Source organism: Acinetobacter sp. AYS6, from assembly GCF_025630795.1.
GTDB lineage: Bacteria > Pseudomonadota > Gammaproteobacteria > Pseudomonadales > Moraxellaceae > Acinetobacter.
This window is the reverse complement of record NZ_JAOTNV010000005.1, coordinates 505053-517048: the sequence shown is the minus strand read 5'-3', so window position 1 is coordinate 517048 and position 11996 is coordinate 505053. Positions and strand designations below refer to the sequence as shown.

15 protein-coding genes are annotated in these 11996 nt (G+C 40.4%); 10 read left to right on the top strand and 5 right to left on the bottom strand.

Features of this window, described 5'->3' with window-relative positions; translation table 11 throughout:
* The first annotated feature begins 69 nt into the window (after positions 1 to 69).
* Positions 70 to 903: an SDR family oxidoreductase gene (locus OD757_RS07175; protein ID WP_263031387.1), complete on the top strand. Its 834-nt coding sequence runs from the start codon at positions 70 to 72 to the stop codon at positions 901 to 903.
* A 434-nt stretch (positions 904 to 1337) separates the two neighbouring features.
* Here OD757_RS07175 and OD757_RS07170 read toward each other — a convergent pair whose 3' ends face one another.
* Positions 1338 to 1547 carry a hypothetical protein gene (locus OD757_RS07170; RefSeq protein WP_263031386.1) on the bottom strand — a complete coding sequence of 70 codons (210 nt, stop codon included), beginning with the start codon at positions 1545 to 1547 and terminating at the stop codon, positions 1338 to 1340.
* Between the two features lie 147 nt (positions 1548 to 1694).
* Positions 1695 to 2009, bottom strand: a complete 315-nt coding sequence (locus OD757_RS07165; protein ID WP_263031385.1) for a hypothetical protein — start codon at positions 2007 to 2009, stop codon at positions 1695 to 1697.
* A gap of 689 nt (positions 2010 to 2698) precedes the next feature.
* Between OD757_RS07165 and OD757_RS07160 the strand changes: the two genes are divergently transcribed.
* The 8 genes from OD757_RS07160 (at position 2699) to OD757_RS07125 (ending at position 7158) form a co-directional block, all read left to right on the top strand.
* The gene (locus OD757_RS07160; RefSeq protein WP_263031384.1) at positions 2699 to 2959 is read left to right on the top strand and encodes a hypothetical protein; all 261 of its coding nucleotides are present in this window, start codon (positions 2699 to 2701) and stop codon (positions 2957 to 2959) included.
* Positions 2960 to 3066: 107 nt separating this feature from the next.
* A complete protein-coding gene (locus tag OD757_RS07155) occupies positions 3067 to 3213 on the top strand; it encodes a hypothetical protein (RefSeq protein WP_000682270.1) in 147 nt (48 codons plus the stop codon).
* A 12-nt stretch (positions 3214 to 3225) separates the two neighbouring features.
* Positions 3226 to 4290, top strand: a complete 1065-nt coding sequence (locus OD757_RS07150) for a J domain-containing protein (protein ID WP_263031383.1) — start codon at positions 3226 to 3228, stop codon at positions 4288 to 4290.
* A gap of 3 nt (positions 4291 to 4293) precedes the next feature.
* Positions 4294 to 4542: a hypothetical protein gene (locus tag OD757_RS07145; RefSeq protein ID WP_262144463.1), complete on the top strand. Its 249-nt coding sequence runs from the start codon at positions 4294 to 4296 to the stop codon at positions 4540 to 4542.
* Positions 4543 to 4634: 92 nt separating this feature from the next.
* Positions 4635 to 5246, top strand: coding sequence for a hypothetical protein (locus OD757_RS07140; RefSeq protein ID WP_411267184.1), 612 nt, complete (start codon positions 4635 to 4637; stop codon positions 5244 to 5246).
* A 26-nt stretch (positions 5247 to 5272) separates the two neighbouring features.
* On the top strand, positions 5273 to 5686 hold the full coding sequence (locus tag OD757_RS07135) for a hypothetical protein (protein ID WP_317619789.1): 414 nt from the start codon (positions 5273 to 5275) through the stop codon (positions 5684 to 5686).
* Positions 5687 to 5761: 75 nt separating this feature from the next.
* Positions 5762 to 6055: a hypothetical protein gene (locus OD757_RS07130; RefSeq protein ID WP_263031380.1), complete on the top strand. Its 294-nt coding sequence runs from the start codon at positions 5762 to 5764 to the stop codon at positions 6053 to 6055.
* Positions 6056 to 6108: 53 nt separating this feature from the next.
* Positions 6109 to 7158: a DUF932 domain-containing protein gene (locus OD757_RS07125; protein ID WP_263031379.1), complete on the top strand. Its 1050-nt coding sequence runs from the start codon at positions 6109 to 6111 to the stop codon at positions 7156 to 7158.
* Positions 7159 to 7345: 187 nt separating this feature from the next.
* Here the strand turns inward: OD757_RS07125 and OD757_RS07120 are convergent, their stop codons facing one another.
* The 3 genes from OD757_RS07120 to OD757_RS07110 all read right to left on the bottom strand — a co-directional run bounded on the left by OD757_RS07120 (position 7346) and on the right by OD757_RS07110 (position 10449).
* Positions 7346 to 8260, bottom strand: coding sequence for a LysR family transcriptional regulator (locus OD757_RS07120; RefSeq protein ID WP_263031378.1), 915 nt, complete (start codon positions 8258 to 8260; stop codon positions 7346 to 7348).
* A 302-nt stretch (positions 8261 to 8562) separates the two neighbouring features.
* The gene (locus tag OD757_RS07115) at positions 8563 to 9036 is read right to left on the bottom strand and encodes a DMT family transporter (protein ID WP_262145435.1); all 474 of its coding nucleotides are present in this window, start codon (positions 9034 to 9036) and stop codon (positions 8563 to 8565) included.
* 12 nt (positions 9037 to 9048) lie between these two features.
* Entirely contained in the window at positions 9049 to 10449 is a 1401-nt protein-coding gene (locus tag OD757_RS07110; RefSeq protein ID WP_263031377.1) for an amidohydrolase family protein, read from the bottom strand.
* A 352-nt stretch (positions 10450 to 10801) separates the two neighbouring features.
* Here OD757_RS07110 and OD757_RS07105 point away from each other — a divergent pair, with 352 nt between their 5' ends.
* A complete protein-coding gene (locus tag OD757_RS07105; RefSeq protein ID WP_263031376.1) occupies positions 10802 to 11866 on the top strand; it encodes a YqaJ viral recombinase family protein in 1065 nt (354 codons plus the stop codon).
* The last annotated feature ends 130 nt before the right edge of the window (positions 11867 to 11996 follow it).

Sequence of the window (11996 nt, the reverse complement as noted above, 5' to 3'; positions counted from 1 at the left end):
TTCTTGATTAGCTAGTTTACATCACTAGTTGTCATTTCTATAGTGTTAAAACACTTTAAGGAGTTTTTTATGAAGACTATTTTAATTACAGGAGCTTCATCTGGATTCGGCGAGGCAACTGCTAAATTCTTTGCAACAAACGGTTGGAACGTCATAGCAACCATGCGTAATCCAAAGGCAAATAATCACGGGCTTTCGGATAGTACTAACATGCTTGTTACATATCTTGATGTCCAGAATCAGCAAAGTATTGAAGCTGCTATTGCCCAAGGTATTACAAGATTTGGTCGTATTGATACGGTTGTTAATAATGCGGGCTATGGCTTGTTCGGCATTTTTGAAGGTGTATCGCGTAATGCAATCCAGCAGCAGTTTGAGGTAAATGTCTTCGGTGCGATGGACATAGTTCGTGCGATCTTACCGCATTTTCGTGAAAATAGGGCGGGTACGATTATCAATGTGAGTTCAGGTGCTGGTGCTATCGGCTTTCCGATGGCGTCAGTTTATAGTGCGTCAAAGTTTGCATTAGAAGGTTGGTCAGAAGGGTTGTCTTACGAACTTGGTTCACTCGGTATTAAAGTAAAGATTATTGAGCCAGGCGGCGCACCTCAAACTGGTTTTATGGTTCGTATGGGTAAAGAAAATGCTGATGTACAGGTAATCGATAGTTACTTACCTTTCCTTCAGTATATGGGAAAACTTTATGGTGATATGGCTGGTACATCGCAACCAGATGCGGTAGAAAAGGTTGTAGAGGCAATCTACACAGCAGCGACTGATGGCTCTAGCCAACTCCGTTATACACCAACTCAAGATATTTATCCGTTGCTCAATGCTCGCCGTGGCACCTCAGAGGAGGAGTATCGTGCCTTAACTCTTGGCCTGTTCGTACCACAAGAATGATGTGTCTTCCTGAGTTTGAATTTTAAAATATTGGATAGATGACTGTTATTATTGGTGAATTCGGTCATCTTTTCATGGTCCAGTGAAAGAAAGTAGTGGGTGCGATTTAAAATTCCAAGTTTAATTGATAAAAGTAAAGAGCTTTAGTTCAGTACATGAATTTTTTCTTATTTGATCTGTTCAATGAAATAATTAATCATTTTTATTTTTTAATAAATTGTTTTTCCCTAAACATTTTTTGTGTTGATTGATCGAATTCTTGAAAAGTTAACAAAGAACAAATTTTCATTAGAAAAAATTGTAAGAGTTACATTAATAGAATGGTAATAGTTTAAAGCTTCCTGGGGGATATAACCATGGACAGCCAATAGAAAAATCAAGAAGTTAACATCTTATGCATTTGGTTGTGGCATGGCCTATATCAGTATCATTTTTTATTCTTTTAATTGCAATGCAAGATGATAAGCAAAGCTATGAGAAATAGACTCTGCTACAAAGAACTCCTGTGGTGGTGTGAAGTTTAAAGCCTGTTTACGATAAAGAGTCTGTTTTCCTGTCTGTTTGTCTTTAAAAATAAACTCATTGTAAGGGTGTGAATAAATTTGCCCGTATAATGGTCCGCCTATACATTTTAACCGTAACACTCAGTTTTCCTTAAACTCCCTATTTAAGAGTTATAGTCTATCACTGCAAAACTAATTTCTTAATAATTTAAGGTGAGCCAGTAAGTAGAAAATTAATTATGAGAGAATAAAAAAAGAGAACATTGAAGTTCTCTTTTATTTAAATAATTATAATGCATCAATATTAAAGTTAGATGCAGCTGCACACTCTCTAAACTTTTGAAGGTAAGTTGCAACGTTTGCCCCTTTTTCAAAAATTAGATTGCTGTATTTACTGTTTTCAATATGATCAATATTTTTTGTTGAGATAACACTGTTATCTGATAGGCTACTTTTATGAAGATGATCTCTTCCGTGATATAGAGCACTTACAAGCTGTTGCTGGACAGTAGTTGGGTATCGATTAAGGAAATATTTAACATCATTGATAGAGTTGATTGATGTTGAAAGAAAATCAGCAATTGCTACAGATAATGTTGTCATGAAAAAACTCTGAACTATTATAAGAATTTTATTTATATCATAAATTAATATATTGTAAATTTATTAATTAATAGGGGGTATTCTACTCATTTGTTAAGATCAAATTTTATCTACAAAATTTGGAAATTCTTAACTAAGCAGATCAAATTAAAAATTATCTCATTAAAATTAAAGAGTGATTTTTGTCAAACTGACTAAGTAATTTCATGAAAAACAATAACAATCACTTTACGACTTAGTTGATAGATGATTGACACCTTAAATATTGCACATTATCCTTTGCGTGCTGGCCTACATTGCCAGTTGGTCGTCGCGGACCATTCTTAGGAGTATTAAAGGTTTTACTTTTAGTACTCAGCCCCTCGTGCCCCCTCTCTGCGGTGGAACGGGAGGGGGACACCTTCGGGTGTGCTGGCCCTAAGACCAGTCCGCGAACCCTTTCTCGTTCTGCCACCATAATTCTCTAATGCTTTGGCAGAACTCCCAATATAAAGGAGTTGGCTATGCATATTCTTTTTATACACCCCGATTAATTTTTAATAGGGTTTGATGAACTTCTGGTTTCTCAAGCTTTAGTTTTTTTCGTCTAAAAATTTAACTTTAAAAAATGTCATGCGAGCTACACCGTGGCAGGGCTTTGTATTGCCTAAAAAAGCCTGATCTCCATGACCATGTCACTGGATATAACGATGAAAAATAAAATTTTGATGGGTGTGGTGGGTGTCAGTTTCCTGATGCTAAATGGTTGTTCTTCCCAGTTTGAAAAGGGCGTGAAGCAGGGCTGCTACAACATGGGTGGCAGTCGCAGCTATTGCTCCTGTGTCTATGACAAAGTGGAAGAACATTATGGCCGTAAAGTTATGCGCCAGATCGAACGAATGACCTATCTACCAAATGATCTAGACAGGGTGATGTATCAGTCCGGTCAACAATGTGTGGATAAGCTTTAACACTAATTATTTTTTAAAACCTTAAGCAAATCATTGAATCACCCATTTCCTGTTGCCTGTTCGGGCAACGGGAAGGGGGTATGCAACTCAATTTAGGAGTTTTGATCATGAAACATCCATTTTTTACCTTCTATTTTACGATTGTGATTGGTTACTGGCTGTATTGCATTTGGGAGTATCCGGGACAGTCTGGTGCTTATTTACTTGGTGGTGCTTTAGTCTGGCCTGCTGCACTTATACGCTGGTTTTTCTAGGGGCACATGGTGATGAGAATAGATGACCTGATCCAGCAGAGCCAGTGGGTGCCCTTATTGAGAAGTAGTGACAATATTTATTTTGCGCCAGTCATTCCTAATAAAAAGTTACAAGGTGCCATGACCTATCTTCCTCATGGCGTGAACCCTAAAGATGTATTGATGCTGATTGATGACACGGTATTTGGCAGTGCCAAGGCCGGGATGTGTCTAACGGCCAAAGGATTGTTTTATAAAGCCAGTTTTGAAGATGAGCAGGCTTATCTATTTGAACACCTTCAGCGGGTGGATGCAGATATTGGAATGATCACGAGTTCTATTCTGATTAATGGTCAGGATGAGCTGAACTTTACCCAATTGGATAAAGGTGTTGTAAGAACCCTTGTCGCATTCCTAAATGAATGTTGTCAGGGCAGACAAGGAACCAAGCAAACGACTGTAAACATTGATAAAGGTATGCAGATCATGATTGATCTGTTTGCCTATTTTATTACGTTCAGTACGAACCAATGGAATGCCCGATCGAAAGAAGTCGTATCCGATCATTTTACTAAATTGAATGATGAGGCAGTGCATCAATATGTAGAGAAACTACTGAATGAACAGATGCACTTTGATTATGAAGATTTGTTACATCGTTTGGCAGACCTGAAGGATAAGCTGGCTTATAACTTCCGTAGGGAGATGATTGAACAATTAGTCTATGCCATGGGCCTAGGTCAAGTTGAACAGGATCAAGCTGACCTTTTCATGACCCATCTGTGCCGTGTATCCAACGTCTCTAGAGCTGTCTTTCCAGACCTTGTTAAAATTATCTATCAATGTTTAGCGGAGGAAACGAAACAGACAATAGTTCCTGATCTGAATAACGAACAACTACAAGCATGCGAACTTCTTGATATCCCACCTCATTCACTTACTGAACAAACCCTGCAAGTCGCTTACCGCAAAAAGATGGCAGATTTCCACCCCGATAAATATCAGAGCTTACCCGAATCAGTACAGAAGCTCATTGAACAACAGGCACAGCAGATCAATCAGGCCAGAGCTGTATTAAAAGTCTATCTAGAGGTTTAACCGATGAAGATCAATACCCAACGGTTGAAACGGCGCTGGAAATGGTACGCAGCTTATGCGGTGATTTTTATACTTTCATTTGCATTGTTTTATGCCTATGACCGTGCTCAGGATGAACAAACCGAGCAGATGCTTGAAGCGGCTCGCAGCCATTCAATCAGTCCTGATAATACAGCAGTGACAAGCATTACTGACAAAGATGAAGTCCCTGCTTTTGATCAAGCTGACTTCAATCCAGAAAACCAAAAATAAAGAAATTTTAAATACATATTACCTAAATGAGAGAGCTACCGAATTGCTCTCATTAATGAAGCAAATTCATGAAACCGAAAGGGGGAAGCATGATGACATCACAACCTAAAAATATTCAGACTTTTATTATTGGCGTTTTATCTACACTGGTCGTGGTGCTTGCAGGATGGGTCGGCTATGACAAGTTTTTAAAACCGAAATCAGAAACAACAGTTACAGCCTCTGTTTCTGAACCCGCTGCTTCTGAATCTGTGATTCAGGCAAGCAGTGAACCTGTATTAGGAGTGCAGGAAAAAGAAACTGTTCCTACTCAAAAATCAGAGGGCGGTACTAAAGGTAAAGCCCTTGGTCATGGGTTATATACAACCAATATGGATAGTGGTAAATGCATAACTTCAGATAAAGTATCCTGTGGTTTGTTTGAAATTAATCAACTTCCTAAAGAATGGGAAGATGTATTTTACGAAACCCAAGACAAGAATACGGAATATTGGTTCTCTATTACGGATGGGAATAAAGTGACTTCAATTCCGAATAACTGGTCAGGTTGGCAAGTGATGAAATATGGCCCAGAACAGAAATATGTTTTAGCAATATTCCACAGTGCTTATACCAACACTGGTGAATGTCTACTCATGCAAACTATGTTTGATATCAAAGCTAAGCAGTACATTGATAGCGCTGAGTTGAACTGTACTTTGTAATCCATTAAGAAATAGAGAGGGATCAAATGAAAAAACTATTTCTAGGGTTTGGGTTAGCAGTAATCAGTATTTCAGCATATGCAGTGGATCTTAAGCCCCATGAAATACCTGCATATTTAGTAGAACAGGCAGGATATTCCGGGCCAGTGACTTGTACTTATAAGACTGTTTTAGTTAATGGAACCCGAAGAACATTTAAAGCATCAATGTTTAATGAATGTGAACAGGTTTTAGCGCTGAGTAGTGTTGGCCCAAGTGCTTATACCACCGTGGCACGGATTCCTTATACGACCAATAGCACGTTTATCAATTTCATTGGCGTAAAGCCTCGAAAATATGGAGGTATTTATGTCCCAGGGCGAAGTGATCCTTGTCACCCAAGTTTAAGTTACATACCCCGAGCTGTTGCTGACTGTAAAAACAAACAGCGTGGTCAGTAAACAATAAAATTTAACTAAGACAAAAAGAGCCTGCGAATCCGCAGGCTCTTTTTTATGCTTTTTAGGAGAAAGACCATGCACCAATGTCCTTACTGTCATTCATTACACATCACATTACTGCGTCAGACTGAGCCAACTTCGGGGGTATTTGCAAAGCTTTCATCTTTCTCGCCGATGTCTCTGGCGGCTGCCTGTATGCAGTTATCAAAACGCAGCCCTGTTCACCCTTTGGTAGGTGGTTTTGTGGGCTTGGTGATTGGGGGCATGTTTCTGCTCTACGTTCAGCATCAAGACAACATGGTGACCTTGTATTACCAGTGTCAGCAATGTCTGGAGCATTTTGAAATCCAGCAATCAGGCTTTGCTTAATTCTCATTATTTATAACTTTCAAATTATTTAAATCACTTAAAGGAAAACAATCATGGCACATCAAATAGAAACAATGGCATTCGTTGGTCAAACCCCTTGGCATGGCTTAGGTAATCAACTCCCTCAAAATCAACCAATAGAAATCTGGGCACAGCAGGCGGGGATGGACTGGCGAATTGAATCGTCCAATGTCAGTTATATGGCAAAGAATGACCGGGGACAAAATATCCTGATGCCTTATGAGGAGCAACGAGTACTTTATCGTTCAGATACACATGCGCCGTTATCGGTAGTGAGTCAGCGTTATCAGGAAGTCCAGCCCAAAGAAATCTTGGAGTTTTACCGAGACCTAACCGAGCAATCAGGCTTTGAACTGGAAACGGCTGGGGTACTTAAGGGTGGTCGTAAGTTCTGGGCATTGGCAAGAACAGGACAATCGGCAGCGTTGAAAAGTAAGGATGTCAGTAACGGCTACATTTTATTAGCAACCGCATGTGATGGCACATTAGCCACCACGGCGCAATTTATTTCGATTCGTGTAGTGTGTAACAACACACTGGCGATTGCTCTACGTGGGCAGAATAGTAGTGCAGGTGTGGTGAAGGTGCCACACAGTACCAAGTTCGATGCTGAAAAGATCAAGCAGCAATTGGGTATTTCTATTAAAAACTGGGATGAACATATGTATGAAATGAAGCAACTCAGCCAGCGTAAAGTCACACAGCAGGAAGCAGCAGCCTACTTCGATGCCGTGTTTAATAACACGAACCTGAGTAGTGCTGAACAGGATGAAAGTATCATTCAGTTCTACCGTAATGTAGCTATACCTAAACAGATCAACTCATCCAGAGTCGAAAATAAAACCGAACCAAATGGGCGTGCCATGTCTAAGGTCATGACCATGTTTAACGGGCATGGACGTGGGGTCGAGTTGGCTTCAGCCAAAGATACAGCTTATGGGCTGCTTTGTAGTATTACCGAGTTTGTGGATCACGAACGACGGGCGATTTCAACGGATCACCGGATGGATTCAGCATGGTTTGGGGCTGGAGCTAACCTTAAACAACGTGGGTTGGAGCAAGCCTTGCGAATGATAGTCTAATAAATTTAGCCTAAGTAGAGCTATATCAAATTGATTTAATTTAATCGCCTCTTCAGATGCAGTTTATTAGATTTTAAGAATAAGTCTCCTATTTAAATTTGATATTTTTTATGGAATTTAAAGTGGAGACTTAAACTGTAAAAATATATACAAATTATTTTTTTAATAAGTTAAATAATTTATCAGTTTAAACAAAGTTAGACTGTCGATCATTAATGAGCTCGGCCATCCAGTCTGAAAATACCCTTACTGCTGGTGAAACAAAACGCTGATGTGGATAAAGTAAAGTCACAGCAACAGGTGGAGGGCACCAGTCTTGTAACACTGCGATGAGAGTTTTCTCTTTTAAGTGTTCTACCACAAGTCTTTCAGCAAGTTGAGCAAGCCCATATCCTCCAAGACACATTTTTATATAAAGCTCAGTTTCGTTAACGGCGACAGTACTATTTATTTGTACAGTTTTTTTCTCTCCATTTCGCTCAAAATGCATTTCACCCACATGTCTGTTGTTCCCTGAAAAATAATGAATAACTCGGTGATTTTTTAAATCATCGAGAATTTGTGGAACTCCATTTTCTTTTAAATATGCTGCCGAAGCACATGTTATCCAGCGAAACTTACCAAGAGGGCGGGCAACCAGCGTGGAGTTTTCTAAATTGCCCATGCGGATCACACAGTCAACACCTTCCTTAATTAGGTCTACTTGTCTATCGCTGACGCTTATCATAAGGTAAATATCGGGATAACGTTGTTGAAATTTTTGTAGGTTAGGCATGATCACCGAATGAGCAATGCCGGCAGGCATATCAACTCTTAATCGACCCTGTGGCTGTTTGATGGCATTAGTCAAGTTAGACTCGGTATGCTCAATGAGGTCAAGTATTTCTCTGCACTGGATGAGATATTCTGCTCCTTCTGTAGTTAAGCTAACCCGTCTCGTTGTCCTGTTTAACAGACGTACTTGTAAATATTTTTCAAGATTTTTAACTGTGTTAGTGACTGTAGAAGCGGGTAGAGAAAGTGTTTCTGCCGCGTGGATAAAGCTTTCAGCTTCTGCCACTCGAACAAAAATCTGCATAGCCTGAATACGATCCAATCTCATACTTCTATCCCAATACTTTACTCAGACTCTTAGATTATTCGCTTTCATTGAATAATGAAAAGGCTTTACTCAACTTTTTAGTCAAGCAAATTGTTGATAGCCTTTAATATTCACTCAATATATTTTATGTGTATTTTTAAAACACAAAGGGTATGCTCCCAGAAAATTTCGGCTGTTTACTGAAACTGAAAATATGTTATTTCTCCGAAGATAGAAGCAAACACTGTGTTTATAGAAATGATTACGGACGTCTGTACTGGACAAACGTCCGTAACGATTAGGGGTTTAATGTTTTTATTCTATTAGTGAAAGAGACGTTCAGTCAGTCGATCTCCGAATAGCATGGTGACCAGACCAATCAGCATGACCAGCATTCCACCCAACTTGATTAATGAAACTGGTCGCTTCACGGCGCTCAGCAGGCCAAAATGGTCGATCATCTGTGATGAAAGTAATTGTCCAACGATTGCCAACCCGAGGAGGGCTGAAAAACCGATTTTCGGTGCGAGTACCACATAGCTAAATAGAGCACATGCACCAATTAGTCCGCCTGCTAGACTCCACAGAGGTTGAGACGGAATGGCTGCAAGTGAGGTGAATAATCCACCACGCAGCAGAGAGTAAATCCCAAGGCTGAAAGCTCCAGTCGAAAATGAAAACAACGCAGCAGTAACTGAGTCACCTCCTAGACTCCTAGCTAGTTGGCTATTTAGGGTTGTTTGCAGGGTAATACCGAGACCTGCGGCAAATGCGATTATGTAATAAATCATATTCATACTTTCTACCTGTCAGTGTGTATGCTCTAAAGGTAGAAACTTCTCTGCAAAAATGTCAGGTTTATATCCAGCGGCAGAAAACAGATGTTGACGTGATTCATCAATCGCTGCATGAAGACGGACTTCATCCACACCAAGAACTTTACCGTTTTGCTTGACGATACGTCCGCCAATCATGACAGTATCAATATTGCTACGTTCTGTAGCATGTACCACCGTGCCAAAGGCATCCCCAGATGGGTAAAGGTTGATATCACCAGCATTGATCAGGATCAGGTCAGCCTGTTTGCCCGGCGTTAAGCTGCCAACTTTATCCTGTAATCCTGCACAGGCAGCTCCATCGATGGTTGCTGCTTTAAGAAGTTGCGTTGCCGAAAGGGTTGTTAGCGAATGTGCGGAATCACAACAATTTTGTTGCTTATGCATTCCCATTATTCGTTGTAGATAAAAAGCAACGCGCATTTCCATGAACATGTCTGTACTATAGGAGGTTTCATTATCTACACTTAGGCCTGGGTTGATGCCATGACGTTGAGCAGCTTCAATGGCAAACATACCATCTTCGATACCATAGTGTGCGTCCGAGCGTGGGCATACGTTCACCCGGACCCCAGCTTCACGTAGGATCCTCCATCCCTTATCAGGAAGTGCTGTACAGTGATTGAAAATATTATCTGGACCAAGTAGACCTTGCTGATGTAATGATTCAAGCTCAGAAGCCATTTGGGAACCAAAGAACTCAGTAACGATTGGTAACCCTAGTCTACGGGCCTCAGCCCATAATTCTGGCTCAAGCTGAGCCATCACACCAAGAGAAACAAGGCTGTCGGGATTGTTTTTGAAATACTTTTCTTGAAGACGCTGCCAATTACCCGGCCAGTGTGCTCTATCCCAGTCACCTGATACAGGTGCACCAGAGGCATGAATGGCACGAATGCCAGAGTCAAGTAAAGCCTCTACAGCAGCGTCTGAATGTGCCGCGGTTCGGCTGTTATGAGAGTTATCAATAATTGTAGTTATACCTGCATCAATAGCTCCTAGGGCTGTCAACATGTTACCAATATAAATATCGACAGGGCGATAGTATTTAGCAAATGAGAAGTGAGTAGCGTTGCTGTAGTCATCCAGACATGTAGCATTAGGATTGATGCGGCGTAGTTGACCTTCCCATGAATGGCGATGAGAATCTACCATCCCTGGTATGATAATCATGTTCGTAGCATCTATGACGTAAGCATTTGGTGCGTCCAAGTCCTGGCCCACAGCGGTAATGGTGGATCCAGCGATAAGAATATCACCGCGTTCAATATTACCTACATTCTCATCCATGCTCAGGATAGTTGCACTACGAATTAGTGTTAGCGGAGAGTTTAGAGTCTGGTTATTAACAATATTTCTGATGTAATCGGTCATTCAAATAGCCTTTTTCCTAATTAATAAGAAAAAGATAAGTCACTCTATTAATATGAAAAAGATACTTAATGCGTTTTTATAATTCAATATTTGATAATAATAGTGAGAACATTTAATTAGCTAGGTGGTGTAGTGAATAATGATTTTGGATTCTCATTTATTCAAGGTTCAAATTACTTGAACCTGCAATAGAAAATGGACAACTTTTAATTGAGTTTTCTGGTGTTGATAACGAGAGTTTATCACATCACTTAGAAGCAGTCACTTTTCTTTAAAGTATTATTGTTTATCCATATTAGAACCACATCTTCGGATGTGGTTTTTTTATGCCTTAAAAATATAGGAGCAAACTATGGGACAAGTCATAACGAGCCAGCAGCAGCCTTTAATAGGTCCACCTGTTCGAGCAAAAACATATTCACGTCATAATAGACGGAGTAACAAAGCCAAACGATTAGTAGAAACCAAACAGATGAGCCGTGAACAATGGCTGCAAATACGAAAACAGGGGATCGGTAGTAGTGATGCAGCAACAGCATGTGGACTAAATCCACACATGTCGATGTTGGAATTGTGGATGATTAAAACGGGTCGAATGCAGCAAGGCATTGAAGATGAAAGTGCAGGTTATGCACCTTTGTACTGGGGCAAACGGCTGGAACCGTTAGTTGCTGAATACTACAGCATGCATACCAACCAGAAAGTCCGTAGAGTGAATGCCGTGTTACAGCACCCTGATGAAGATAAAGCCTTTATGTTGGCTAATCTGGATTATTCGGTTGTTGGAAGTGATGAAGTCCAGATACTCGAATGCAAAACTGTCGGTGAATATGGGGCTAAACTTTGGCGAGATGGTGTTCCGCTTTATGTACTTTGTCAGGTACAGCATCAACTCGCGGTCACTGGTAAACAGGCAGCTCATGTTTGTGTGCTGATTTGTGGACATGAAACCCGAATCTATAAAGTGACCCGTAGCGAGAGTGTGATTGAACATATTGTACGAGCGGAACGCCATTTCTGGAAATGTGTGGAAATGGATATTCCCCCTGCCGTGGATGCATCTGAATCAGCAGGTAAAGCATTACAAGCACTATATCCTGAGCAGATACCATTACTAACGGAAGACCTCACAGACAACGAAACAGCCAATCAATTGTTCAATGAGCTACTGGAAGAAAAGCGCAAGATCGAAACCCATCAACAACTGTTTGATGAGCTGAAACATCGGTTACAGATACTGATGAAGGATGCCGAGCGGGTAGTCTTTATGGGTGGATCGATTACTTGGAAGAAGGCACAGGATTCTATTGGCCTAGACAGTAAAGCATTGTTGAAAAAGTACCCTGAATATTTACAGCAATTCTCACAAACCAAAGCAGGGACACGGCGTTTTCAGATTTATCCAAATGGATATTGAGTGATGCTTTTACAACCTTCTACATGCAAATGTTGTTTCACTTGCATGTAGAGTCAATATTTATTTTATTGTTGCTGTTGCTGTTGCTGTTGCTGTTGCTGTTGCTGTTGCTGTTGCTGTTGCTGTTGCT